Origin of the sequence: Roseateles sp., from assembly GCF_052436255.1 — a bacterium.
Lineage (GTDB): Bacteria > Pseudomonadota > Gammaproteobacteria > Burkholderiales > Burkholderiaceae_C > Pelomonas.
Window position 1 is genome coordinate 26,552 of record NZ_JBQVNP010000006.1, and the last position, 24,508, is coordinate 51,059.

Annotated in this window: 21 protein-coding genes and 1 pseudogene; 5 read left to right on the plus strand and 17 right to left on the minus strand. The window is 67.6% G+C overall.

Going from position 1 to position 24,508, the window contains the following annotated elements; translation table 11 throughout:
- Positions 1–20: 20 nt before the first annotated feature.
- From ACT6S0_RS02740 to ACT6S0_RS02775, 8 genes are all read right to left on the minus strand, one after another.
- Positions 21–1,088: a LacI family DNA-binding transcriptional regulator gene (locus ACT6S0_RS02740; RefSeq protein WP_444762386.1), complete on the minus strand. Its 1,068-nt coding sequence runs from the start codon at positions 1,086–1,088 to the stop codon at positions 21–23.
- 138 nt (positions 1,089–1,226) lie between these two features.
- Positions 1,227–2,906, minus strand: coding sequence for an MFS transporter (locus ACT6S0_RS02745; protein WP_444762387.1), 1,680 nt, complete (start codon positions 2,904–2,906; stop codon positions 1,227–1,229).
- A gap of 231 nt (positions 2,907–3,137) precedes the next feature.
- Positions 3,138–3,797, minus strand: coding sequence for a 2-hydroxychromene-2-carboxylate isomerase (locus ACT6S0_RS02750; RefSeq protein ID WP_444762388.1), 660 nt, complete (start codon positions 3,795–3,797; stop codon positions 3,138–3,140).
- The gene (locus ACT6S0_RS02755) at positions 3,794–4,009 is read right to left on the minus strand and encodes a DUF1289 domain-containing protein (protein WP_444762389.1); all 216 of its coding nucleotides are present in this window, start codon (positions 4,007–4,009) and stop codon (positions 3,794–3,796) included. The genes ACT6S0_RS02750 and ACT6S0_RS02755 overlap by 4 nt, the downstream gene beginning before the upstream one ends.
- Before the next feature lie 7 nt (positions 4,010–4,016).
- Positions 4,017–4,544 carry a YbaK/EbsC family protein gene (locus ACT6S0_RS02760; RefSeq protein WP_444762390.1) on the minus strand — a complete coding sequence of 176 codons (528 nt, stop codon included), beginning with the start codon at positions 4,542–4,544 and terminating at the stop codon, positions 4,017–4,019.
- Between the two features lie 20 nt (positions 4,545–4,564).
- Positions 4,565–4,999 (minus strand): hypothetical protein, encoded by a 435-nt coding sequence (locus tag ACT6S0_RS02765; protein WP_444762391.1) that lies wholly within the window; start codon positions 4,997–4,999, stop codon positions 4,565–4,567.
- A gap of 47 nt (positions 5,000–5,046) precedes the next feature.
- Entirely contained in the window at positions 5,047–6,282 is a 1,236-nt protein-coding gene (locus ACT6S0_RS02770) for a cyanophycinase (protein ID WP_444762392.1), read from the minus strand.
- A 147-nt stretch (positions 6,283–6,429) separates the two neighbouring features.
- Positions 6,430–7,890, minus strand: coding sequence for a cyanophycinase (locus ACT6S0_RS02775; protein ID WP_444762393.1), 1,461 nt, complete (start codon positions 7,888–7,890; stop codon positions 6,430–6,432).
- A 167-nt stretch (positions 7,891–8,057) separates the two neighbouring features.
- On the opposite strand from ACT6S0_RS02775, the gene ACT6S0_RS02780 reads away from it, so the two are divergent.
- The gene (locus ACT6S0_RS02780; RefSeq protein ID WP_444762394.1) at positions 8,058–10,796 is read left to right on the plus strand and encodes a TonB-dependent receptor; all 2,739 of its coding nucleotides are present in this window, start codon (positions 8,058–8,060) and stop codon (positions 10,794–10,796) included.
- Here the strand turns inward: ACT6S0_RS02780 and ACT6S0_RS02785 are convergent.
- The 3 genes from ACT6S0_RS02785 to ACT6S0_RS02795 are packed head-to-tail and all read right to left on the minus strand — an operon-like array spanning position 10,793 to position 12,614.
- Positions 10,793–11,212, minus strand: coding sequence for an acyl-CoA thioesterase (locus tag ACT6S0_RS02785; protein WP_444762395.1), 420 nt, complete (start codon positions 11,210–11,212; stop codon positions 10,793–10,795). The two genes, ACT6S0_RS02780 and ACT6S0_RS02785, sit on opposite strands and share 4 nt — an antisense overlap.
- The gene (locus tag ACT6S0_RS02790) at positions 11,209–11,832 is read right to left on the minus strand and encodes a YceH family protein (RefSeq protein WP_444762396.1); all 624 of its coding nucleotides are present in this window, start codon (positions 11,830–11,832) and stop codon (positions 11,209–11,211) included. Before ACT6S0_RS02790 ends, ACT6S0_RS02785 begins: the two co-directional genes overlap by 4 nt.
- Positions 11,832–12,614, minus strand: coding sequence for an SDR family oxidoreductase (locus ACT6S0_RS02795; RefSeq protein WP_444762397.1), 783 nt, complete (start codon positions 12,612–12,614; stop codon positions 11,832–11,834). Before ACT6S0_RS02795 ends, ACT6S0_RS02790 begins: the two co-directional genes overlap by 1 nt.
- A 132-nt stretch (positions 12,615–12,746) precedes the next feature.
- Here ACT6S0_RS02795 and ACT6S0_RS02800 point away from each other — a divergent pair, with 132 nt between their 5' ends.
- Both ACT6S0_RS02800 and ACT6S0_RS02805 read left to right on the plus strand, forming a co-directional pair.
- On the plus strand, positions 12,747–14,420 hold the full coding sequence (locus ACT6S0_RS02800; protein WP_444762398.1) for an electron transfer flavoprotein-ubiquinone oxidoreductase: 1,674 nt from the start codon (positions 12,747–12,749) through the stop codon (positions 14,418–14,420).
- 68 nt (positions 14,421–14,488) lie between these two features.
- Entirely contained in the window at positions 14,489–15,304 is an 816-nt protein-coding gene (locus ACT6S0_RS02805) for a DUF72 domain-containing protein (RefSeq protein WP_444762399.1), read from the plus strand.
- Here the strand turns inward: ACT6S0_RS02805 and ACT6S0_RS02810 are convergent.
- Positions 15,301–15,921, minus strand: coding sequence for an FMN-binding negative transcriptional regulator (locus tag ACT6S0_RS02810; RefSeq protein WP_444762400.1), 621 nt, complete (start codon positions 15,919–15,921; stop codon positions 15,301–15,303). The genes ACT6S0_RS02805 and ACT6S0_RS02810 overlap by 4 nt on opposite strands.
- Positions 15,922–15,959: 38 nt before the next feature.
- Here ACT6S0_RS02810 and fdhD point away from each other — a divergent pair, with 38 nt between their 5' ends.
- Positions 15,960–16,724 carry a formate dehydrogenase accessory sulfurtransferase FdhD gene (gene fdhD / locus ACT6S0_RS02815; RefSeq protein WP_444762401.1) on the plus strand — a complete coding sequence of 255 codons (765 nt, stop codon included), beginning with the start codon at positions 15,960–15,962 and terminating at the stop codon, positions 16,722–16,724.
- Positions 16,725–16,777: 53 nt separating this feature from the next.
- Here the strand turns inward: fdhD and ACT6S0_RS02820 are convergent, their stop codons facing one another.
- The 5 genes and pseudogenes from ACT6S0_RS02820 to ACT6S0_RS02840 all read right to left on the minus strand — a co-directional run.
- Entirely contained in the window at positions 16,778–18,166 is a 1,389-nt protein-coding gene (locus ACT6S0_RS02820; protein WP_444762402.1) for a GntP family permease, read from the minus strand.
- Positions 18,163–19,761, minus strand: coding sequence for a Na/Pi cotransporter family protein (locus tag ACT6S0_RS02825; protein ID WP_444762403.1), 1,599 nt, complete (start codon positions 19,759–19,761; stop codon positions 18,163–18,165). The genes ACT6S0_RS02820 and ACT6S0_RS02825 overlap by 4 nt, the downstream gene beginning before the upstream one ends.
- Entirely contained in the window at positions 19,758–21,104 is a 1,347-nt protein-coding gene (locus tag ACT6S0_RS02830; protein WP_444762404.1) for an SLC13 family permease, read from the minus strand. The genes ACT6S0_RS02825 and ACT6S0_RS02830 overlap by 4 nt, the downstream gene beginning before the upstream one ends.
- A 21-nt stretch (positions 21,105–21,125) precedes the next feature.
- Positions 21,126–21,965 carry a universal stress protein gene (locus ACT6S0_RS02835; protein WP_444762405.1) on the minus strand — a complete coding sequence of 280 codons (840 nt, stop codon included), beginning with the start codon at positions 21,963–21,965 and terminating at the stop codon, positions 21,126–21,128.
- 799 nt (positions 21,966–22,764) lie between these two features.
- Positions 22,765–23,138 (minus strand): annotated as a pseudogene (locus ACT6S0_RS02840) (transposase); the annotation flags it as partial.
- Positions 23,139–23,676: 538 nt separating this feature from the next.
- Between ACT6S0_RS02840 and ACT6S0_RS02845 the strand changes: the two are divergent.
- A complete protein-coding gene (locus ACT6S0_RS02845) occupies positions 23,677–24,198 on the plus strand; it encodes a hypothetical protein (protein WP_444762406.1) in 522 nt (173 codons plus the stop codon).
- The last annotated feature ends 310 nt before the right edge of the window (positions 24,199–24,508 follow it).

Genomic DNA, 24,508 nt, shown 5'->3' on the forward strand with positions numbered 1-24,508 from the left:
GGAGAAGAGCCGGAAAGGGATCAGGCGGCGGTGCCCGGCGCGCTCTGGCGCAGCTTCAGGTAGACCGGCAGGGTGCGTGGGCCGGCGCGCTCGCCGCGCAGCTGGCCAAGCAGGGCTTCGACCAGTTCCGCCCCCGCCTCGGCGACCGGCTGATGCACGGTCGTCAGCGGCGGGTCGCAGTAGGCGGCCAGCGGCATGTCGTCGTAGCCGATGACGGCCACCTCCCCTGGCACGCTGCGACCGCTGGCGCGCAGGGCCTGGATGGTCAGCAGGGCCAGCACGTCGCTGCAGCAGACCACGGCATCGAAGCCACGCTCGGCCGCGCAGAAGGCCTGCAGCACGCCGGTGGCCACGCCCGGCTCGAAAGGCGCGGCCACTTCCCAGCGCGGGTCCACGGCCACGCCCGCCTCGCGCAGGGCCTGGGCATAGCCCTGGCGGCGCAGCCAGACCTCGGGCAGGTCGGCGTCGCCCACGAAGGCGATGCGACGCCGGCCGAGCTGCAGCAGATGGCGTGTGGCCAGCGTGCCGCCGAGCACGTTGTCGCCACCGACGCTGCAGTAGAGCTGCTGCGGCATCTCCCCGCCCCAGACCACCAGGGGCAGCTTGCGCGCGGCCATCTCGTTGAGCTGGTCGTGATGACGCCACTGGCCGATGAGGACGACGCCGATGGCCTTGCCCGAGTCGAACCATCGCGAGGCCAGGTCCAGGCGTTCGGCGTCCACCCGCGACAGCAGCATGTCGTAGCCGCGGTCGGTCAGCGCATCGGCAATCGAGCCGACGAGGGACAGGAAGAAGGGGTCGGAGATGTGCTGCCGCGACGCGGCGTCATAGGGCACGACGACGGCGACCGTCCGGTTCTCCTGCAGGCGCAGGTTGCGCGCGCCGAGGTTGATCGAATAGTTCAGTGATCGGGCCAGCTCGGCCACCCGCTCGCGGGTCTGTGCGTTGACGAGCTCGCTGCCGTTGAGCGCGCGTGAGACGGTGGAGACCGACACGCCCGCCAGGCGCGCGATGTCGACCATCTGCAACCGCCGCTGCTCCTGGGCGCTGCTGTCGGCGGCATCGGAGGAAGCTTTGGATTTGGGCATCGACGGCATCGTACGCAAGAGCCCCCAACGCATCGCCATGGAGGCCGTGCGACGGCAAGAAAAAAGGCCGGCGATCGCCGGCCTTGCGTCCTGAGAGCGAGACCCCGCAGCGTGCTTGCTGCGGGATCTGCGCCGGGGTCAGTCCTTGGCGTAGATGTCGACGTCCTTGGTCTCGCGCACGAACAGCACGCCGATGACCAGGGTCATCACGGCGATGACGATGGGGTACCACAGACCGTGGTAGATGTTGCCGTTCTGGGCCACCATCGCGAAGGTGATGGAAGGCAGCATGCCGCCGAACCAGCCGTTGCCGATGTGATACGGCAGGCTCATCGAGGTGTAGCGGATGCGGGTCGGGAACATCTCGACCAGCATGGCCGCGATCGGGCCGTAGACCATCGTCACGTACAGCACCAGGATGAACAGGATGCCGATGACCAGCGGCACGTTGGCCTTGGACATGTCGGCCTTGGCCGGATAGCCGGCGGCGGACATTGCGGCGCCCAGATCCTTCTTGAACGCGGCGATGGCCTTGACGCTGGCTTCGTCGAACTTGTGCTCTGTCAGCTTGCTGGCGGTGGGGACGGCGATCTCCTTGTCACCGACGCGCACGACGGTGGGAGCACCGGCGGGAGCTTCAACGGTCTCGGAGCTGGCGGACGAGCCGGCCAGTGCGCGCTTGGCGATATCGCAAGCACTGGTGAAGTCCACTTCACGCGCAATCGGGCTGCCCTGGAAGGAGCAGCTGGCGGTGTTCGTGCTCAGCGTGACCTTCTGGGTCTCCTGGGCCTTGGCAAGGTCCGGGTTGGCCGCTGCGGTCAATGCCTTGAACAGCGGGAAGTAGGTCACTGCGGCGAGCAGCAGGCCGGCCATGATGATGGGATTGCGGCCGATCTTGTCCGACAGCGTGCCGAAGAAGACGAAGAACGGCGAACCCAGGATCAGCGAGATCGCAATCCAGATGTTGGCGCTGGCCGGTTCGACCTTGAGCACCGACGTCAGGAAGAACAGCGCGTAGAACTGGCCCGTGTACCAGACCACACCCTGGCCGGCCACCAGGCCGAAGAGGGCCAGCAGCACGATCTTCAGGTTCTTCCACTCACCGAAGGACTCGGTCAACGGCGCCTTGGAGGTCTTGCCCTCGGCCTTCATCTTCTGGAAGGCGGGCGACTCGTTCATGCTCAAGCGAATCCACACCGAGATACCCAGCAGCAGGATGGACACGAGGAAGGGAATGCGCCAGCCCCACTCGCCGAATGCCTGCTCGCCCATCAGGGTACGCGTACCGAGAATGACCATCAGCGACAGGAACAGGCCCAGCGTCGCGGTGGTCTGGATCCAGGCGGTGTAGGCGCCGCGCTTGCCGTGCGGTGCGTGCTCGGCCACGTAGGTGGCCGCACCGCCGTACTCGCCGCCGAGGGCCAGGCCCTGCAGCAGGCGCAGGATGATCAGGATGACCGGAGCGGCAGCGCCGATGGTCGCGTAGGTGGGCAGCACGCCGACGATGAAGGTCGACAGGCCCATGATCAGGATGGTGACCAAGAAGGTGTACTTGCGGCCGATCATGTCGCCCAGACGCCCGAACACCAGCGCGCCGAAGGGGCGCACGATGAAGCCGGCAGCAAAGGCCATCAGCGACGCGATGAACGCGGCGCCGGGCTCAAGGCCCGCGAAGAACTGCTTCGCGATGATGGCCGCGAGCGAACCGTAGAGATAGAAGTCGTACCACTCGAACACCGTGCCCAGTGAGGAAGCGAAGATGACCTTCTTTTCCTCCTTGGTCATCGGCGTCGCGGCCGTCGAAGTCGCAGTTGCCATTGATAAGTCTCCGTCTGTAGTCGACCGCCCCACGCCGGGGCCGTCCTTGGGCAGACTATTCACAATGCCTCTGACCGTGTTCTGACGCGAGTCTGAATCGAGGCTGACAAACTCCGCTGAAACCCGCAGTCAGCATTCCTCAATGCGGGAATCCAGGGTCGTCACGGGTAAGTCCCGAGTCGGGTTGTGACCGCAGTTGACTAGAGCCGGCCGCCGCAGCGTGAACAGGCGCTAATGCCGACGCGCGACACCAGGACGCGGGCGGCCGGCTTCTTCCCAGACGCCAGTGCGGAACCAGGGGTCGCCTTCGAGCGCGGCGCGCAACATGGGCAAAGCGTCCTGGCCCCAGAACAAACGACCGTCGAGTTCCACCGTCGGCACGCCGAACACACCGAGCGCGAGCGCGGCCTCGGTCTCGCTGCGCAGCCGCTGCTTGGTGGCGTCGGCGGTCGGGTCCTGCGCCGGCGCCAGGCGTTCGGCCAATGCAGCCAGGCGGGCTGCATCGCCTGCATCCGCGCCGGCGCCGCGCCAGACGTGGTGGAAAAGCTGCTCGACGACCCAGCGCCCAGGCGTGTCGCCAGGCTGCCCCTCGGGTGCCGCGCAGGCCCAGGCCAGGCGCAGCAGCGGCAACGGGTTGAAGGGGTGCTGGGCCGGCGGGTCCAGCACCACCCCCTGGCAGTGCGCCAGCCAGGCCACCTGGCGGAAGGTCCAGCGGCGCTTGCCCTCAATCTCCGCCGGCCCTTTCTGGCCCAGCGCCTGCAGCAGGGCCGCAAAGAGGATGGGCCGGTACACGACCTCGACGCTGTGCCCCGCCAACGCCTCCGGCAGCGCCTCGAAGGCCAGCGCCGCATAGGGCGAAATGGGGTCGAAGTAAAAGGTCAGCTGTTTCACGGGCAGCCTTGTACGTTCGTTGCCGGGCCGAGCCAGACGCCGCGGCGCTGCAGTTCGGCACGGCGCGGCGGCAGTTCGTCGAGAACCTGGCGCTGCACGGCGTCGGACGCGCCGCCCCAACCGGCGATCTCGTCAAGGCTGCGCGCGCAGCCCCGACACCAGCCGCTGGCCGAATCCACCTGGCAGACGTTGATGCAGGGCGACTTCAGCACGGCAGCGTCACTGGACGACATCGATGACGGGCGCGCCGGTGAGCCTTTCCAACTCGGTCGGCGTCAGCTTGAACACGCCGTTCGGATGCCCCGCCGCGGCCCAGATGATGTCGAAGCGGAACAGCTCGCGGTCGATGAAGAGCTGCGGCGCCGCATGGCCTTCGCTGGGCGCAAAGCCGACAGGCGAGACGCCACCGATGGAAAAGCCGGTGCGCGCCTTGACGAAGTCGGCGTCGGCACGGCCCAGCGAACCAGTGTGGGGCTTGAGCTTGGCTTCGTCGACGCGCCGGTCGCCGGAGGTGATGACCAGCACCGCCCCGGCCTCATCGCCGTCGGCCTTGCGGCGGAAGACCACCGATTTGGCGATCTGGCCCAGCGTCACGCCCAACGCGTCGGCGGCTTCCTGGGCGGTGCGGGCTGCGACCTCCAGCCACAGCGGCGGGTTCGGGTGGGCGCTGGCGGCCAGTGCCGCGCTGACACGCTGGAAGCCTTCGGGTCGGGTATCGCGAGGCTCGCGGGGATGGAGTTCAGACATGGCCGCGATTGTGTCGCGGCTCAGTCGCGGTGCCCGTCCTTGTCTTTGTCCTTGCCTTTGTCCTTGCCGTGGCCCTTGCCATGGCCGCCCTTGTCTTTGTCCTTGCCATGATCCTTGCCGTGATCGTGGCGCACGTGGTCGGGATGGCTATAGCGCTGCTGGTACCAATCCTCGCGGACGAAATAGACCGGCATGCCACAGGCGTCGTAGCGCCGGCAATGCTTGGCCCAGTTCTTCTGGTGACCGGGCGGGATGCGCATGTAGACGGGCTCGACATGCACCGGGCGGCGCTGCACCCAGATGGGCTCACGCAACACCACCGGCGGCGGCGCGTTGCCGATGTCGATGCGGCCGTAGAAGCCGGGCTGGCCAATCTGCACCGACACGCCGATATCCGTGGCCTGCACGGTGCCGGCCAGCAGAGCGGCGCTCAAGCCGAGGACGATTTTGTTCATGATGTTTCCTTCACGCGGGTTAGGCCCGGCAGCTGCGCCGATCCTCGTTACGGCGCTGTGCCTGCCTGGCACTGTGCCGATTCGACCACGTGCGCGGGCTCTGCGGTCAACGGCAGGAACAAGGGGTTGGCAACGCGCACGGGGACCACGTCCAGCCTGGCACCGAGCACCGTGTAGCCCTCGTCCCCGTGGCCGGCGCTGCGCCAGCCCACCAGCCCGGGGGCACGGTGCAGGCGGAACTCGAAACCGATGTCGGGCGCCCTTTCATCGGACGGGGGGTTGGCCCGGTAGGCCAGGCCGCGCACTTCGGCGCCAGGGCCGTCGAGCAGTTGAGTCATGGCGCCGAGGAGGCAGCCGTCGCCAAGGATGTCGAGAAAATAGCGGTCCGTCTCCAGGCCGGGCTTGAAGCCAGGCGCGGCCGGGTCGATGCACGTCCCGGTCAGCTTGCGCGGTGCAGGCGTCGTCACGCCGCTGGCGAGATCATGACAGTCGCCGTGGTCGAGATAGGACAACCGCGCACCACGCAGATTGAAGGCCGGCAAGGCGGCGTCGTGGCTGGCCTCGCCCAGGTCGACGAGCAGGGCACCGCTGCCGCCCAGCACTTCCAGCCGGCCGCCCTTGATGACGACTGCCGCGTTCTCGTCCACCCCCAGGCCGAGACGCAAGCCCAGGGCCCGCATGGCCGGCAACATGCGGCCGATGCGTCCGCGCTTGAGGAAATGCTGGTCGATCAGCAGCGCCGGGTCGACGAAGCCCAGACCCTGGTCGTACTCCCGCCCTGCGCGCCATTGACCCTTCAGCACGGCGAGGTTGTCCATCGCGTCACGGAACATCAACCGGCTCATGATGGCGGCGCCCGCGCTGGTGCCGGCGACGACGCCGCCCGCCGAGAAGACCGCATGTATCGCGCCCAGCATGGCCGTTGGCCGACCCGCCGGCTGCAGCGTGTCGACGATGAACTCCTGGGAGCCCCCCGAGAAGAACACCGCATCCGATGCGGCGACGCGCGCAATCAGCGCTTCATCGCGCAAAGCGGCCTGCAGGTCGACGCCTTCGAGATGCGGCGCCACCGGAACGACGTGGGCGCGTGCGCCGCAGCGGTTCAGCGCAGCGACGATCTGGGCTGCGACGCGCTCCGGGTCGGCCGCCGCCGTCGGGAAGACGGCGATGGCGGCGCCAGCACCGCCGGCCTCGTCGACCATGCGCTGCCAGACGGCGTCGCTCTCCGCTTTGAGCGCGCCGCCGATGACAATGACGGTGCCGGCTTGGGTTGGGCTGGGCAAGATGGTCGCTGAGCCCGGCGATGGGCCGGACTTGCTGGATTCACAAGGCCGTCATCTTGGCAGGCAAGGGCGCCGCCGGACACCGGGGGAGGCCCGCAGAGAAGCAAGCCTCGTGACCAAACGATGCAGGCGCGTCACCAATCCAGGCTACTGCGGCGCCGACGCGGCAGGCACTGAAGCCGCCGAAGCCGCGGCCGCTGGCGCCGTCGGCGCCTGGCGCGGCGGCGTCCAGCCGCCGTACAGCGGCATGGGCAGGCGCACCGGTGTGATGTCGAGGTAGAGGTTGGTGACGGTGAACTGCTCGCCGCCGAACTCCTCGGTGCTCCAGCCCAGCGAGTCCGAGCCCTTGTAGATGCGGAACAGGAAGCCGAGCTCGCCGAGCGGGTCGTTGGTGCGCGGCAGCACGTCGAAGGCCAGACCCTTGACCTCCCGGCGCACGCTGTCGATGAGCCGGCTCATGGCGCCCGAGATGGTCGAGTCGCCCAGCATGTCGAGATGGAAGACGTCGTCGGTGTAGTAGGGCTTGAAGTTGGGTGACTCGGCGTCGTGCACCTCGCCGCGCAGCTTGGGCGCCGAGGGTGTCGTCGAGCGCGCACGCATGTGGAAGCGGTCGCCGTGCTCCAGGTAGGAAAGCCGGGCGCCCTGCACATTGAAGGCCCCCAGCGACGCATCGCTCTTGGCCTCGGTCAGGTCGACGATCAGCGCGCCGCGGTCACCGACGATCTCGATGTCGTCGCCCCGGATGACGGCCGCCGTGTTCTCATCCACGCCCAGGCCCAGCTTGTAGCCCTTGGCCATCATGACCGGGATCATGCGACCGAAGCGGCCGCGCTTGAGGAAGTGCTGGTCGACGAACAGGTGCGGGCCGACGAAGCCCAGGCCGCGGTCAACCTGCTTGCCGTCGGCAAAGCGGCCCTTGAGCACGTTCATGACGCTGGGCGCGTCGCGGAACATGATGGTGCTCATGATGGCAGCACCTGCGGAGGTGCCGGCGACGACGCCGCCCTTGCGGTAGACATCCCAGATGGCTTCCAGCATCGGCGTGCTCTGCCCGCCGGGCTGCAGCACGTCCACGATGCGCTCCTGCAGGCCGCCGGTGAAGAACACGCCCTTGGCGGCCTTCACCTTGGCGATCAGCGCGGGGTCGCGCACGACCTTGGTCAGATCCACCCAGGAAAACTTGGGCGCCACCGGCAGGGCCTCGGCGACGGCCCCGCGGCGCTGCAGCAGATCGACGACCTGCTTGGCGCTGGCTTCCGGGTCCTCGCTGGCGGTGCCGAACACGACGAAGCGCGCGCCCTTGCCGCCGGCCAGCTGCACGACGCGCTGCCAAACCTCGTCGTTGTCGGCCTTGAGCGCGCCGCCGATGGGCACGGCATAGCCACGGATCGGGGGCTCGGCATCCAGGACCGGCAGCAGCGCGGATTCAGCCCGGGCCGGCTTCGCTGGCGTCGGCGCAGCGGGGCGCGCCGCCGCCGCCGGAGGCGTTGCACGCGGCTGCCGACTGCTCTGCGCCGATGTGCTGGCGGCCGGTGTCGTCGGGGGCGCTGCCTGCACGCCCATCGCCACGGCCATGGCCGCCAAACCCGCCCAAATCCTTGCCCTCATGCCCACAACCTCCTTGGTCCGTTGTGCACATGATGACAGAGGCCGGATGACGACCCGCCCCTAATTCGAACCACGAACGGCGTGGTGCGAGCGAGACGAATGCCGGCGCGCGAACCGGCAGCTAGCGCCCCCGTGCATAGACTCGCCCGAACCACCGGAGTGTGCTCATGCGAACCCCCTGCCCGTCTCGAATCGCCGCCGCTGCGGCCCTGCTGGTCGCCGTTTTGAACGCCCAGGCACAGTCCCAGTTGGAGCGCGTCGAAGTCACGGGCACGGCCATCAAGCGCATCGACGGCGAGACGGCGCTGCCGGTGCAGGTCATCACGCGCGGCGAGATCGACAAGGCCGGCGTGACGACGGCGGCCGAGCTGATCGCCCGCATCAGCGCCAGTGCCAACAACATGACCGACGGCGGCAGCGTGGGCTACGGCGGCTTTCGTGACCAGATGGGCTTGAACGCCGCCAACCTGCGTGGGCTGGGCGTGTCGTCCACGCTGGTGCTGCTCAACGGCCGGCGCATGGCCAACTTCGCTTCGCCCGGCGACGCTGCCGGCGTGGACCTGAACAGCATCCCCGCCGCAGCCATCCAGCGCGTCGAGATCCTGCTGGACGGCGCCTCGTCGCTATACGGCTCGGACGCCATCGGCGGCGTGATCAACTTCATCACGCGCAAGGACTTCAGCGGCGTCGAGGTCTCCGCGCTGGTCGGTGACACCTCCGAAGGCGGAGGCGGCAAGCGCTCAGCGACGTTGGCCGGCGGCGTCGGCGACTACGCACGCGATGGCTTCAACGTCTTCGCCGTCGTCGATATGCAGAAGACCAGCAGCCTCAACGCGTCGCAGCGCAAGTTCATCAAGGAACTGGACATCCCGGGCCGCCTGCCAGACCTGCTATCCAGCGCGGGCTTTCCGGCCAACATGATCCTGTCGAGCTACCAACGCAACACGCTCAGGGCCGAGGGCTTCAGCAGCAACGGCAAGACGGTCATCAACTCGCGCACGGTCAACGCCGCTGCCGCGACCGGCTGCAACCCGGCGACCGGGACGCTGTACCTGCCCGACGGCATCGGCGGCGCGGACGGCTGCACCTACGACTACATGCGCGACATCGAGCTATATCCAAAGTCGGACAAGAGCAGCGTCTTCGGCCGCGGCGTGCTCGACCTCGGCAGCGGCCACCAGGCTTTTGCCGAAGTCTCCGTCGCGCACGCGCGCACCTTCTATACCGGCACCCCCAACCGGGTCGATGCCGACGTCGACGTCTCGCGCGTCGCCGTGCTGGCCAACAGCGCTCTCAACGACCTGGACGCCGACGACGAGCAGCGCCTCATCACGCTTCGAGTTCGGCTGGTGGAAGCCGGCCTGCGCACCAGCGAGCTGGTGTCCACCACCAAGCGCCTTGCGCTGGGCACCAACGGCGTGCTGTCGGGCTGGGACTATGAATGGGCGCTGAACCACAGCACCAGCCGGGTGTCTGACCGCGACTACCAGGGATATCTGAACGAGCAGATGATCCGCGATGGATTCGCCGACGGCACGCTCAAGGGCTCCGGCGCCTCCGGCGCGGCGGGCCTGGCGCTGTACGAAAAGGCGCAGATCCGCGGCGAGGTGCGCAACGCCACCGGCACCATGGACAGCCTGGACTTCAAGATGTCCAAGGCGCTCACACCGCTGGCCGGCGGCGACCTGATGCTGGCGCTGGGCGGCGAGCTCCGCCGGGAGAAGCAGAACTACCACCAGTCTGATGCGCTCAAGCAGGATCTGATCCTCGGCGAAACCTCGCAGGGGCCCGATTCCGACTTCGGCCGGTCGCGCAAGGTCAGCGCCTTGTTCGGCGAGGTCAGCGCGCCCGTCACCAAGCAGCTCGAACTGCAGGCCGCGCTGCGCTACGAGCACTACCAGGTCAGCGGCGGGGCGGCCAGCCCCAAGCTGGGCCTGAGGTATGTGCCAAGCCCGGCGCTGCTGCTGCGCGCCTCCATCGGCAAGGGTTTCCGTGCGCCCAGCCTGTCCGACCTGTACCGCCCGGTCACGGAAGGCTCGGCGGCCACGCTGGTGGATCCGGTCTGCATGGCCGACGATCCCAGTAACACGCCGACGGACTGCTCCGACATCTGGTCGACCTTCAACTACAGCAACCCCAAACTCAAGCCGGAGAAGTCGCGGCAGTTTTCGGTAGGCATGGTCTTCGAGCCGCAGCGCGGCATCAATGTCAACCTCGACTACTGGAACATCCAGAAGTCCAACCTGATCAGCACGCTGGGCGTCGACGTCATCCTGTCGGACCTCGGCAAGTACGGCTCGCTCGTGCACCGCTACTACGACACCAGCCTGCCCCCGGCCTGCGCGGACGACTACGACCCCGATGACTACGGCATCTGCGTCATCGACCTGGTCAAGGAGAACCGCGGCAAGCAGAACATCTCCGGCCTCGACCTGGGTATCGCGCTGTCGGGCCTGAGAACCTCTTTCGGTCGGCTCGGCCTGCGGCTGAACGGCACCCTGACGTTGAAGTCCAAGCAGCAGACCGGCGACGGCGACCCGTTTGTCAGCAACCTGGGCCGCTTCATCAACGACGGTGTCGTGCAGCGCTGGCGGCATACGCTCAGCATGGACTGGGAGAGCGGCCCGTTCTCGGCGACGGTCTCCAACAGTTTCCTGTCCGGCTACGACGACCAGCACATCATCGGCAAGCCCGACCGCAAGGTGGGCGCCTATTCGTTGTGGAACCTGTCGGCGGCCTGGGAGGCCACCAAGTCGCTCACCTTGCGCGCCGGCGTGCAGAACGCCTTCGACAAGGCGCCGCCGTTCTCGCAACAGGCCTGGTTCTTCCTGTCGGGCTACGACCCGAGCTACACCGACCCGCGGGGTCGCTACGGCTACGTCAGCGCGAAGTACAGCTTTCGCTAACTGACCAAGCCGCGCACCCAGTCCGGCAGGGCGATGGCCTTGTCGGTCCGGGCGTCGAACCACAGCGTCGTGGCACCGCCCTCGGCGTGGATGACGCCCGGCTCGTCGGCGCGCTCCAGCGTGATCCAGGTCTCGAAGCTGGTGCGGCCGGGGTCGCTGACGTAATGCTTGGCCAACACCTCGCCCGGCGCCTTCAACTGCCGATAGAAGTTGCAAAAGGCGTTGACGATGACCGGCCCCTGCCCGCCCGGATTCGGCGGCGCACCGATGGACGTCAGCCAGTCCACACGCGCCATCTCCAGATACCGGAAGTACAGCGTGTTGTTGATGTGTCCCATCGCATCCATGTCGCCCCAGCGCATCTGGATGCGAAGCTCAAAGGTCAGCCTCTTCTCGGCCGGGACGAGGTATCTCATGGATTGATACCAAGCTCAGCGGCAATGCGGTTGACGAGGCTGCGCAGCGAGGCGACCTCAGCGCGCAGCAAGGCCACCTCCTCGTCACGCGGCAGAGCCACCGCGACGGCGTGTTCCACCGAGGCCACCGGTCCGCACAGCAGATGCGCCCAGCGCGCCTCTCGCGCACCCGGTGCTCGTGGCAGCTTGATCGCCATCGGCTGCTCACGCGCGGCCAGTTCCTCCAAAAAACCTTCGACTGACGACACATCGGCAAAGCGATGCAGCCGCTCGGTGTTTTGGCGCAGCTCAGCCGCCGTCTGCGGCCCGCGCAACATCAACTGGGTCAGCAGCGCCATGGCGGCGCCCGGCACGCCCATGCCACGCGCGAAGTTGTGTTCGTAGCGCACCACGCGGCTGCCGCTGACCGTGTTGACGAGGTGCAGCGCCTTGAGTTCCTCGACGGTGGCCAGCAGCTCGGCCTCGCTGACGTCCATGACCGGGTCACGCGCCGTCTTCTGGTTGCAGCCCGAGGTCAGCGCGTTGGCCGACAGCGGGTAGCTGTCCGGCACGGTGCTTTCCTTTTCGACGAGGACGGCGAGGACGCGGGCCTCCAGCGGGGTCAGGTCTCGTCTGCCCATCAGACACCGAAGCCGTCGTCGGCCTGAATGACCGCGCCATTGATGAAATGGCTTTCGTTGGCGCACAGCATCAGCAGCGAGGTGTCCAGGTCCTGCGGCTGGCCGACGCGCTTCCTGGGCAGCATGTCGATGAGCTTTCTGCCCTGCTCCGTGCCCCAGTGATGGTGATTGATCTCGGTGTCGATGTAGCCCGGGCAGATGGCATTGACGTTGATGCCGTAACGCCCCCACTCCAGCGCCATCGCCCGCGTCATATGGATGACGGCAGCCTTGCTCATTGCATAGACGCCGATCTGGCCCAGCACCCTCAGGCCGGCCATCGACGCCACATTGACGATGCGCCCGCCGATGAAGGTGCCCGGCGCCGACCCGCGGGCCCGCGCCAGCATGCGCTTGCCCACCTCCTGCGCAACGAAGAAGGCACCACGCGTGTTGGTGTCCATCACGTAGTCGTAGTCGTTCTCCGTGACATCGGTCAGGCGCTGGGTGCGGCTGACGCCCGAGTTGTTGATGAGGATGTCCAGCGTGCCGACCTCGGTCTCGGCATGCGCCACGGCCGCCTTGATGCTCGTCACGTCGGTGACGTCGAGCTGCACGACGTGGGCGTCGCCCCCATTGCCTTCAAGCTCGGCGCGCAGGTCCTTCAGCCGTTCCATGCGCCGGCCGGCCAGCACGACGCAGGCGCCCGCCTTGCTGAGCGTGCGGGCGAATTGAGCGCCCAGTCCGCTCGATGCGCCGGTGACCAAGGCCACGCGGCCTTCAAGATTGATGGAGTAACTCATGAGACTGCCTTGTGAGTGGGTTGCGGCCATCCTACCGACATAGGCTGGCCCCACTAAAAAAGCACGATCGTTCGATTTGCGATTCACCCTCTCTAGAATCGCGCGCAATTCAATGCTGCTGGAGATTTGGCAATGACCTCCGAAGAAATCCTGGCCCAGTTCGGCCCTCGCGAGTCCATGGAATACGACGTGGTCGTCGTCGGCGGCGGCCCCGCGGGCCTGGCCACAGCCATCCGCCTGAAGCAGATCAAGCCCGACGCGAACGTCGTGGTGCTTGAAAAGGGCTCGGAGCCCGGCGCCCACATCCTGTCGGGCGCGGTGATGGACCCACGCGCCATCACCGAACTGTTCCCGAACTGGAAGGAACTCGGCGCCCCGCTGAACCAGCCGGTGACGGGCGACGACGTGCTCTTCCTCAGCGAGACCGGCAGCACCCGCACACCCGACTGGCTGGTGCCGCGCAACTTCCACAACCACGACGGCTACGTCATCAGCCTGTCCGACGTCGTCAAGTGGATGGCCCAGCAGGCCGAGGCGCTGGGCGTCGAGATCTTCCCGGGCTTTGCCGCGGCCGAGGTGCTGTACGACGAGCAGGGCCGCGTGCGCGGCGTAGCCACCGGCAACATGGGCCTGGGCAAGGACGGCGAGCCGACCGACCATTTCCAGCTCGGCATGGAGCTGTGCGCCAAGTACACCGTGTTTGCCGAAGGTGCGCGTGGCCACCTCGGCCGCCAGTTGCTGGCGAAATACAAGCTGACTGAAGGCAGGGACACGCAGACCTATGCCATCGGCATCAAGGAGTTGTGGGAGATCCCGGCCGACAAGGCCCAGGCCGGCCGCGTCGTGCACACCGCCGGCTGGCCGATGGAGGGCGACACCTTCGGCGGCGGCTTTTTGTATCACCTCGAAGGCAACAAGGTCACGCTCGGCTTCGTCATCGGCCTGGACTACGACAACCCCTACCTCAGCCCGTTCGAGGAAATGCAGCGCTGGAAGGCCCACCCTGCCATCCGCGTCCACATCGAGGGCGGCAAGCGCATCGGCTACGGCGCCCGCGCCATCAACAACGGCACGCCGCAGGCCCTGCCCAAGACGGTGTTCCCCGGTGGCTGCCTGATCGGCTGCGACGCGGGCTACCTGAACGCCGCCCGCATCAAGGGCAGCCACGCGGCGATCAAGAGCGGCATGCTGGCCGCCGAAGCGCTCGCGCCGGCACTGCAAGCCGGCCGCGCCCAGGACGAGCTGACGGCCTACCCGGAAGCCTTCGAGAAGAGCTGGCTGAACGAGGAGTTGCAGCAGACGCGCAACTTCAAGCTCTGGTTCAAGAAGGGCAAGACGACGGGCCAGCTGATGACCGGCATCGAGCAGTGGCTGTTGCCCAAGCTGGGCGTCAAGAGCCCGCCGTGGACGCTGCACAACCACAAGGGCGACCACCAGTCGCTGCGCACCGCGGACGAGTGCAAGCCCATCGCCTACCCCAAGCCGGATGGCAAGCTGACCTTTGACAAGCTGTCCTCCGTCTTCATCTCCAACACCAACCACGAAGAGAACCAGCCGGCCCACCTGACGCTGAAGAACGACGCGGTGCCGGTGCAGGTCAACCTGGCCAAGTACGCCGGCCCCGAGAGCCGTTACTGCCCGGCCGGCGTGTACGAGTTCGTGCCGGCGGAGGGGGGCAACCAGCGCCTGCAGATCAATGCGCAGAACTGCGTGCACTGCAAGACCTGCGACATCAAGGACCCGACGCAGAACATTGTCTGGGTGACGCCCGAGGGTGGCGGCGGGCCCAACTACGCCGGGATGTAAGCGCGCTTGCGCGCTGTCTGCACTGACCGATAGACTGGTTTTTCATCCAGTCATCGGCAGGAGTCAGCGTGAGTACAGGCACCATCAGGGTCGGCATCGGCGGCTGGAACTTCGAGCCGTGGCGGGACAACTTCTATCCCAAAGGCTGGCCCCAGGCGCGCGAGCTGGAGTACGCCAGCCAGCGCCTCACGGCCATCGAGATCAACAGTACCTACTACGGTGCCCAGAAGCCGGCCACCTTCGCCAAGTGGCGTGACGCCGTGCCCGACGGCTTCATGTTCTCGCTCAAGGCCATCCGCTTTGCCACGCAGCGCCGCGTGCTTGCCGACGGCGCGGATTCGATCAAGCGCTTCATCGACAGCGGCATCGCCGAGCTGGGCGACAAGCTGGGCCCCATCGTGTGGCAACTCGCCCCCTCGCACCGCTTCGATGCCGCCGATCTGACGGCCTTCCTTGAACTACTGCCGGCCGGCGTCGACGGCCTGAAGCTGCGCCACGTGCTGGACGTGCGGCATGCCAGCTTCCAGTGCCCGGAGTACCTCGCGCTGGCGCGTCAGTACAAGGCTGCGACGGTGTTCACCGAATCCGAGGACTACCCGCCGATCGCCGAGCCCACCGGCGACTTCGTCTACACGCGCATCATGCGCACCCGTTCGGACGAGCCCCTGGGCTGCAAGGCCGAGATCTTCCCGCCACTGGCCGAGGCGGCGCGCTGCTGGGCCGCCGGTGGCGAGCCGGACGGTCTGCCGCGCATCGAGGCCGTGCCAGCCGTCACAACGCCAGCGCGCGATGTCTTTGTCTATTTCATCAGCGGCGCCAAGGAGCGCGCGCCGCACGCCGCGATGGCGCTTCGCCGCGCGCTGGGTGAGGATGTGCCTGCCTAGGCCTTTTCCAGCCGCACCATCCATTCGGCGGTGGCGCGCTCCTCGGCACGCTCGGAAACCGACAGCGACTCGCGGATGCGCTGGCGCTCCACTGCCGCGCGGTTCTGGCTCATCTTGAGCTTGAGTTCCCAACGCCTCACGCGGATGCGAAAGCCGACGATGGCGCCGAGCAGCTTGCGCTGATAGTCCTCGGGCAGGCCGCGCCACTGCTCGGCGTAGTCGGGCTCGAAGCGGCCAATGAGGCGCTTGAGCAGCGCGTCCTTGTCGGCCTGGCCGTCGATCAACTCGATGTCGCCGTAGGCATGCAGGGCCGCGTAGTTCCAGGTCGGCACGTTCTGCACGCTCTCGTAGTGGCGCGGGCTGACGTAGGCGCTCGGCCCGCTGAAGATGGCGAGCAGGCTTCGCTGCCGGGACAGCCAGGACCAATGCGGGTTGGCGCGCGCCATGTGGCCTTCGAGCACCACGCCGCTTTCGTCCGGCACCACGACCAGCGGGAGGTGGCTGCCGAAGCTGTCGCCCGCCGCATCGGGGCCAACGAGCAGCGCCAGCGGATGCTCGGCAATCAGTCGTTGCGCATGTTCCAGATCGGCTGACTTGAATTGGGCGGGCAGGTACACGGCGACTCCGGTAAAACGAGGTGCCTATCATCGCCGCCATGACCGCTGTGGATGCCCTGCAAACCTTGAGACCGCTGAACACTGCGGTGGATGAAGAGGTGGCCGTCGAGTTGCCCATCGCCTTGACGGTCAACGGCATTTCGCAGGCCGTGATGCTGGGCACGCCGGCCGACCTGGAGGACTTCGCGCTGGGCTTTGGCCTCAGCGAGGGCTGGCTTGCCGGCCGCCGCGAATTGCTCGATGTCGACATCAAGGCTCACAGCGAAGGCATGGAGCTCGCGTTGACGGTGACCGCCGCCTGCGAGCAGCGCCTTAGAACACGCCGCCGCAGCCTGGCCGGGCGCACCGGCTGCGGCCTGTGCGGCGTTGAAAGCCTGGCCGCACTGGCTGCGGTGCAACCGTCGTGGGTGCAGGCGCCGACCCTGGCCGCCGACGCGCTCACGCGGGCCTTCGCTGCCCTTCCCGCGGCCCAGGTGCTGAACGCGCACTGCGGCGGCCTGCATGCCGCTGCCTGGTGTCGCACGAGCGGCGAACTGATGATCGCCCGCGAGGACGTCGGCCGTCATAACGCGCTGGACAAGCTGACCGGCGCCCTGGCGCGTCGCGACGCGGACCCGCGCGATGGCTTCGTGATGATGTCCAGCCGTGCAAGCTATGAGTTGGTACACAAGACCGCCATGGCCGGCGCCGGGTTGCTGGCCTGCATGTCGGCACCCACCAGCCTGGCCGTCACGACGGCGCAGGCCTGCGGCCTGCAGCTCTGGGCTTTTGTGCGTGAAGGCCGCGCGACGCGCTACGCCTGAGACGGCGCAGCGCGCCGCGCTCGCGGCCTCGCCCCGGATGGGCGGAGCGCGGTTCAGAAGCTGCCAAACATCGTTCCCAGCACCACCACCCCAACCAGCGCTAGCACCGGGACGACGACCGCGACGACGAAGATGTCGAAGTAGCTTTGGCGGTGTGTAAGCCCGCAGATGCCCAGCAGCGTGATGACGGCGCCGTTGTGCGGCAGCGCATCGAGCCCGCCGGTGGCAATGGCGATGACCCGGTGCAACAGGTCGGGCGCGATGCCCGCGATGCGGCCCATTTCCAGCCAGGTGGCACCCAGCGCCTGCAGCGCGATGCTCATGCCGCCCGACGCCGAGCCCGTGATACCCGCCAGCAGGTTGACGGCGATCGATATCGACACCAGCGGATTGCCCGGCGTGATGCCCAGCAGGGCATCACGGATCAGCGCGAAGCCGGCAAGCGACGCAATCACCGCGCCGAAGCCGACCTGCGAAGCCGTGTTCATCAGCGGCATGATGGACGCGCCAGCACCCTCTTCCAGCGCCGACTTCAAGCCAGGAGCGCCGTGGCGCCGCGCGGCCGCCTGCCACAGCACAGCCATCAACACGATGGCGGCACTCAATGCGCCGATGACTGCCCAGATGCCCCGTACCGCCTGCACCGTCGTGGCACCGTAGCGTTGCTCTGAAAGGTAGGCGGTGTCCAGCGCGGGCCAGAGCCAGGTGGACAGCAGGTAATTCAGGGCGACGACGAGCAGTACGGGCGCGAGCGCCGCATGCAAGGACAGCAGGGGCGGCGGCAAAGCCGATCCGGCAGGCAGCGTTGCCGCGCTTGCCGGGTTCTCGCCGCCATAGATCGGCGCGCCGCCGCACTGCGGCGCTCGATCCACCACCAGCCCGCCGATCAGGCCGAGGCCGGGGGCGGCAAAGGGCGTCGTGCCAAAGAAGGGCATCGGAATGGCGTTCTGTATCGCCGGCGTGCCCGGCAATGCCGTCATCGTGAACGTGAAAGCACCCAGCGCGATGGTGGCGGGAATGAGGCGCCTGGGCAGCCGCGCCTGCCGGAACAGCGTCGCCGCAACGGGGAAGACAGCGAACGCCACGACAAACAGGGACACGCCGCCGTAGGTGAGCAATGCGCAGGCCGCGACGATGGCCGGCACGGCGCGCTCCGCACCCATCCAGCGCACGATGGCCTGCGCGATCACCGTCGCCGCACCACTCGCCTCCATCAGCCTGCCAAAGATGGCGCCCAGCAGGAACAGCGGAAAGAATGCGGCCACGAAGCCGCCGAGCGCCTGCATGAACACCTGCGTGTAGCTGGCCAACAGCGGCGCGTCCGGGCTGAACAGGACCGCCACCAGCGCGCACAGCGGGGCCAGCACGAGCACGCTCAGGCCCCGGTATGCCAGCCCGATCATCAGCCCCAGCGCCAGCAGGATGCCGGCCACGCTGGTCACGACGAAGCACCTTCGCCGCGCCGCCGGGCCTTGTGCAACTGCTGCAGCGCGCGCCGAAGCGCGCTGCAGCGGCGCAGCGCTCGCTCCATGTCGCTCAGGCCCAGCCGCGCATCTGCGCCGGCGGCCAGCAGTTCGGCCTTGAGCTGCTGGTAGCAAGACTCCATCGCGGCGAGGCCCGCATCCAGGCCGGTCTCATCCACCGCGGCCGGGGCCGCGGCTATGTTGCAGCGCCGAAGCAGCGCGTCGGCGGCTGAGGAGAAAGCCGCCAGGGCCTCGGCCAAACGGGTGTCGGTCGTGTCGGTGGCTGGCAGCGTGGCCGCGGTGGCGGCCTGTTCCGCGGCAGCCTCGTGGTAGCGCTGGATGCGCAGCAGCCCAGCCAACCGCGCGCTGGCAGGCTGCGACATCGAGGCGCTGCGCAGCTGCTCGACGAAGCGCTCGATGGCGGCGTCCAGGCTGGCGAAGATGCCGTGGTCCGCCCTCAGCGCCGCCGCTGGCGCGCCGCCCAACGCGCTGCGAGCCATGCGCAGCGACACCTGGCCTGCGCGAGCCACTTCGCGGGCCAGCGCATCCAGCGCCAGCGTGGGCACGGCCAGCACGGTGTCGTCGAGGAACTGCGGCTGCGCTTCGTCCTCCTCGCGCGCGCGGAAGCGCTGCTGCAGCCAGCGCGTCAACCACGCCGCCAGCGGCCACATCAGCAGCACGCCAAGCAGGTTGAAGGTGGTGTGGAAGACAGCGAGCTGCGTGGCCGGGTCTGCCGCCAGGCCAAGCGCTGCCTGCGCCCGGGCCAGCAGGCCGATGAGCCAGGGCAGCAGCAGCAGCGCGACAGCGCCGGTCAACAGGTTGAACACCACATGCGCACAAGCCGCGCGGCGCGCGTTGGGCGTGGCGCCGATGGCCGCCAGCAGCGCCGTCACCGTGGTGCCGATGTTGGCGCCGATGACCACCGCCGCCGCCCCCTGCAGGTCGATCAGCCCGCCCTGGGCTGCGGTGAGTGTGATGGCCATGGCGGCGCTGGACGACTGCATCAACACCGTCATCACCAGCCCGATGCCGAGCTGGGCCACCACGGCGGCCGGCCCGTCGCCCTGCGGCAGGCTGAGCTGCCCGGCCAGGCCGGCGAAAGCCTGTTGCAGCAACGCGATGCCGATGAACAGCAGGCCAAAGCCGGCCAGCGCAGTGCCCAGCGCGCCGCTGCGCCGGCCCTCACCGGTCAGGCGCAACAGCGCGCCCAGCCCCGCCAGGGGCATGGCCAGCGCCTCGACCTTGAGCTTCAGCCCCACCAGCGCGACGACCCAGCCGGTCATGGTGGTGCCGACATTGGCACCGAACAGCACCCACAGCGCCGGCCCGAGCGCCAGCAGGCCGGCGTTGACGAAGCCGATGGCTGCCACGGTGACGGCGCTGGACGACTGCACCAGGGCGGTGACCAGCAGGCCTGAGCCCAGGGCATGGGCGCGCGTGCGCGTCGCCCCAGCCAGGATGCGGTGCAACGCCGGCCCGGCGGCGAGCTTGAGACCCTCGGTCATCAGGCCCATGCCCAGCAGGAACAAGCCGAGCCCGCCGGCCATCGTGCCAAGAATCTGCAGGTCGATCATGAATAGACGAAGGCTGCCAGGGTCGTGATGACGGCGATGCAGATCAGGTTGAGGAGCAGGCCGCAACGCATCATGCTCGCCAGCGGCACCTGTTCGGTGGCATAGACCAGGGCATTGGGCGGCGTGGCCACCGGCAGCATGAACGCGCACGATGCCGACACCGCGATGGCCACGGCGAACAAAGGCGGCGGCAGGCCGAGTGAGGCCGCCACCCCCAAGAACACCGGCACCAGCAGGGCCGCCGACGCGGTGTTGCTGACCAGCTCGGTCAGGAAGACGACGAAGGCGACCACCCCCAGCAGCAGCAGCCCGGTAGGCGCTCCATGCAGCGCCGCAGTCAACGCGCCTGCCAGGAAGTTGCTGGCGCCGCTGACCGCCATCACCTCGCTCAGGGCCAGCCCTCCGCCGAACAACAGCAGTACACCCCAATGGGTACGTTGCTCGATGTCACGCCAGCCGACCACGCCGGTGCCGACGAGAGCGACGACCGCCGCCAGTGCGATGGCGCTGTCGAAGTCGGCGCCAATACCCAGCAGCCGCCCCAGCGGCGCGGCGCCGATCCAGCCCGCCGCCGTCGACGCGAACACCAGCAACGCCATACGCTGAGCGCGCGTCCACGGCCCCGGTGCGGCGCCTGCTGCGGGCAGGGGCACCCGAGCGCCCAGCTGCGGGCGCAGCAACAGCAGCAGCATGCCGGCCATCAGCGGCAGCAGCACCAGCACCAGCGGCACGCCGACGCGCATCCAATGCGCAAACCCGATGCCCGCCTGCGCTGCGGCGATGGCATTGGGCGGGCTACCCACCAGGGTGCCAATACCCCCGATGCTGGCGCTGTAGGCCACGCCCAGCAGCACGAAGACGCGCTCATTCGGCCCGTCGTCGTCGCGCAGCAGGCCCAGCGCCAGGGGCAGCATCATCGCGGCGGTCGCCGTATTGCTGATCCACATCGACAGCCACGCCGTCAACGCAAACAGCAGGCCCACGGCGGTGGCGCGCCGCCCGCCGGCCAGGCGCAACACGGCCAGTGCCATGGCGCGGTCCAGCCCCTGCTGCTGCAATGCCGCAGCGAGCGCGAATCCGCCGAGGAACAGGAAGATGACCGGATGGGCGAACGAGGTCAGCGCCGTGCGCACGTCCATCAGCCCCGTCAGCGCAGCCAGCAGCGGCACCAGCAACGCGGTGACACTGAGGTGCAGGGCCTGGGTCATCCACAGGCCGCCAACCAGCGTGAAAAGAGCCAACCCGGTGCGCAGTGCATCGGGCGGCGGCGCGAAGGCGAGCACCACCGCCGCCGCCGCCAGGCAACCGAGTACGCGCAGCAGCGCACTCCAAGGCCACTTCATGCGCCACGTGCGGTGGCGATCTCAGACACCGCGAACGACCAGGGTGTCGCAGTCCAGGCTGTGCAGCAAGTGCTCAGCCGTGCTGCCAAGCAGCGCGCGGGCAAGGCCGCTGCGGCCATGCGAACCCAGCACGACCAGGTCGACCCCGGTGCTGGTGATGTAGTCAGCCAGCAGGGCGCCTGGTTGCCCGCGCTCGATGACGCGCTCCATGCTGGCGGCCGTGGCGGCGGGCAACCCGGCGTCCGCCACATAAGTTGCGAATTCCTCAACCACCGCTGCGCGCCACGATTCTTCGGCCTCGCTGCCGGGATCTGTGCCGCTTGCCGGCGTGTAAGCGTGAAACACCGTCAGCCGCGCCGCCCCGAACCAGCACGCCGCCAGGCGCAGTGCCTGCAGGGATGGCGCCGAGAAATCGGTGGTGACGACGACATGACGATAGACATCACGCGCGCGGCTTCGCACGTTGAGCACGGGCACAAGAGAACTCCGCACCAGCGCGTCGGCGGTGCTGCCCATTTGGATGCGTCCCATCCGCGAATCCTTCGCCACCCCGAGCACGACCAGCCCGGCGGCGGCGTTGGCGACGGCCTGCTGCACGACCTCCTCAGGCGCACCGATCACGACCCTGGGTTCCGCCTGTATGCCTTCCGCTGAGAGGTCTGCTTCGAGCCTGCGTTGCAAGGTCTGAGTCCAGGGCTCGGGGCGGCGCCATGAGGGCGCGCCAGCTGTCGGGCGCTCGCGGTGCGCGACCTCGGCCGCGCTGACGACGTGCGCGGCGATGAGCGTGCTCTGCCAGACGTCGGCGAGCTGAGCAGCACGGGCGAGGGCACGGTCGCAGCGGGCGCTGAGGTCGGTGGCCACGAAGATCCGCGATGGCAAACTGAGTTCTGTCATGAGGGTGCCCTGAAAGCAAGCTGGAATGCCTCACAGCCTATCGACGGGCACCCTGCGCTGCTTGATGCAAGTCAACGCGAACACCGGCCGCCGCACCCATGCAGCGAATCATCTTCGGGAGATGCGGCTCACAACTGGCTTGCAAGGTCCGTGGCAACACTCCGCCGCCGCGCGATGGTTCCGGGAGGGCTGAAAGGAAGAGCGCAGTCGCTGCGCTGCGCCGCCGGCATCGCCGGCTGGCACACCCGACTGCTTGCCCCGAACGCTTGGTGAAATAAAAAATGGGCCCAGGGGGCCCATTTGATGTACTTGGGTCGGAGGCATCCATATCATTCGTCAAACGTCAGCTATATCTAGACGCTCAAGATATCCGCGATGTGCTGTACCCCCAAAAGTACCCCCGTACTCATGGCTTGGATGCAGACGCTGCATGGCTTGAACCGTATGACTGAATCTCAGCAACGATTGCTCGCCGTTCTGGTCCTCCGAAGGCAGGGGTTGTTGGTTCGATCCCAACCGGGCGCACCAGATCAAGGCCATGCAAGTCACTGACTCGCATGGCTTTGCCGATTTGGCGGCCTACGCGCGAACCGTGCAACGGTCTTGAGGTGGGCCCAAAGTGGGCCAAAGACGTTCCGTGGGAATTCCTCCAACAGCCGCAGACGTAGGCCGACGCTTTTTTCGGATAGCCGAAGCGGCGTCGCCGCAGCGCGATGGTCTTGATGGCTTCAATCAAGATCTGGTTCTCCTTGCTCGCCACCGGCGGGTGGCGATAGGCATCTCGGCTCAGCCCCACAAGGCGACAGGCGCGGCGTTCGCTGAACTGGTGTTCGTCCACCATGCGACGCGCGGCGTCCCGGCGCACTTGCGGGGCTAGCGCTTTACGCCCAGCACGCTCTTGAGCGCGTGCATGTCCAGGTGCGCTTCGGCCAGCAGCTTCTTGAGCTTGCCGTTCTCGGCTTCGAGCTCACGCAGCCGCACGGCCTCGCTGACCTGCAGGCCGCCGTACTTGGCCCGCCACTTGTAGAACGTGGCCTCGCTGAAGCCTTCCTTACGGCACAGCTCCTTGATGCCCATCCCGGCTGTCGCCTGGTTCAGGAAGCCAATGATCTGCTGCTCGCTGTACTTGCTGGTTCTCATGTCCGTCATTCTCCAAAAGGACGGACTCGCTCTCGTTTAGCTTGGTACGGCAGGAAGGGAGCAGGTCACCAGGGCGTGTGCAGGTTCCAGTCGTGGCAAGGATAGCGATGCACACGCAGCTCTTCCAGCGGCACGTCTATGGAAGCCCTTCGTCAAACTAGCTCTATCACGGTGGCTGGATTCCGGACGAGGTCGCGGCATTGGCGTCGTTGGCGCTCGGCAAGCGATTCATGGCAGGCGACGAAACCAGGCGCTTCGACGGTCGCGATGAACTAGGAACGCCAGGCTCCCCGCGACGCAGGGGCGAGCCGACACTGCTGCTGAACCGAGAGGGCCCGATGCTTCCGGATGTGTCGTCGCAGGGGGACCTGCGAGACCTCGTACCGAGGCTGAGCTCCATGCCCACCTTAGGTCGGGAGGACTGCATCGAGCTGGTACGTGCAGCCCGCCTGTACCAGGACGCGCTGTGGGTCGCCGAATCGGAACCGAACCTCGCCTGGCTGCTGTTGGTGTCTGCGCTTGAGGCGGCAGCCAATCGATGGAAGAGAAGCTGGGGCACACCAGTGTGCACCTGCAGGCGGCGATGCCCGACCTTGCAAAGCGTGTGCAAGACGTTGGCGGCGACGACTTGATGGCATTTGTCGCGAAGAAGCTCTCGCACCTCGTCAAGTCCACCGAGAAGTTCGTCGCCTTCGTCGTCGAGCATCTTCCTGCGCGACCGGCGGTTCGGCCCGAGTCGCCGGGTTACCAGGTCGAGTGGACCGCGGCGAACATGGCATCGGTGCTAGGGATCGTCTATGGGTATCGGTCGGAAGCGCTGCACGGTGGCACGCCGTTTCCCGCGCCGATGTGCCTGCCTGCGAGTCGGCTCGATGCCGATGGCCCGCTGGTTGAGTTGGGAACGGAGGAGTTGGCCGTAACCACGGAGGGCGGCTACTGGGTTGCCAAGGACCTGCCGATCAACCTGCCAACGTTCCACTACCTCGCGAGAGGCGCGCTGCTGCGCTGGTGGGACTCTCTGGCTTCGCCCGCCGAACCGGGGCCGCCGGCGTCGGCCTAACGCAGCTGCAGCGGGTGAGTGGCTCGTTTGCCTCAGCTCGCTAGGTAGAGATGCCCGCACCTCATCTGTCGGCTTGCTCGGGCTCTCCAGTGTGGGCATACGCTTGGTCTTGCAGCCAGTCTTCGAAGCCCTCTTTGACGCGGGTAATGGCCTTCGAAATCAGCTCCGACTCTCGCCTGAAAGGCGCAGTGTCCAGCGAGCTGGCCGTAAGCGGTCAATTACCGGCTTCCTTGAGTCGCCATCGTCGAGCTGACAGTCTTCGTTCCCACTTTATTGTCAACGGCTTGTCCCGCCTCATTGGAGAGATCGG

Bases quoted from the DNA above. Each gene is read 5' to 3' on its own strand.
- ACT6S0_RS02780 (WP_444762394.1), top strand. From the start codon at position 8,058: ATGCGAACCCCCTGCCCGTCTCGAATCGCCGCCGCTGCGGCCCTGCTG.
- ACT6S0_RS02745 (WP_444762387.1), bottom strand. From the start codon at position 2,906: ATGGCAACTGCGACTTCGACGGCCGCGACGCCGATGACCAAGGAGGAA.
- ACT6S0_RS02825 (WP_444762403.1), bottom strand. From the start codon at position 19,761: ATGATCGACCTGCAGATTCTTGGCACGATGGCCGGCGGGCTCGGCTTG.
- ACT6S0_RS02790 (WP_444762396.1), bottom strand. From the start codon at position 11,832: ATGGGCAGACGAGACCTGACCCCGCTGGAGGCCCGCGTCCTCGCCGTC.
- ACT6S0_RS02765 (WP_444762391.1), bottom strand. From the start codon at position 4,999: ATGAACAAAATCGTCCTCGGCTTGAGCGCCGCTCTGCTGGCCGGCACC.
- ACT6S0_RS02795 (WP_444762397.1), bottom strand. From the start codon at position 12,614: ATGAGTTACTCCATCAATCTTGAAGGCCGCGTGGCCTTGGTCACCGGC.
- ACT6S0_RS02830 (WP_444762404.1), bottom strand. From the start codon at position 21,104: ATGAAGTGGCCTTGGAGTGCGCTGCTGCGCGTACTCGGTTGCCTGGCG.
- fdhD (WP_444762401.1), top strand. From the start codon at position 15,960: ATGACCGCTGTGGATGCCCTGCAAACCTTGAGACCGCTGAACACTGCG.
- ACT6S0_RS02785 (WP_444762395.1), bottom strand. From the start codon at position 11,212: ATGAGATACCTCGTCCCGGCCGAGAAGAGGCTGACCTTTGAGCTTCGC.
- ACT6S0_RS02775 (WP_444762393.1), bottom strand. From the start codon at position 7,890: ATGAGGGCAAGGATTTGGGCGGGTTTGGCGGCCATGGCCGTGGCGATG.
- ACT6S0_RS02845 (WP_444762406.1), top strand. From the start codon at position 23,677: ATGGAAGAGAAGCTGGGGCACACCAGTGTGCACCTGCAGGCGGCGATG.
- ACT6S0_RS02740 (WP_444762386.1), bottom strand. From the start codon at position 1,088: ATGCCCAAATCCAAAGCTTCCTCCGATGCCGCCGACAGCAGCGCCCAG.
- ACT6S0_RS02800 (WP_444762398.1), top strand. From the start codon at position 12,747: ATGACCTCCGAAGAAATCCTGGCCCAGTTCGGCCCTCGCGAGTCCATG.
- ACT6S0_RS02760 (WP_444762390.1), bottom strand. From the start codon at position 4,544: ATGTCTGAACTCCATCCCCGCGAGCCTCGCGATACCCGACCCGAAGGC.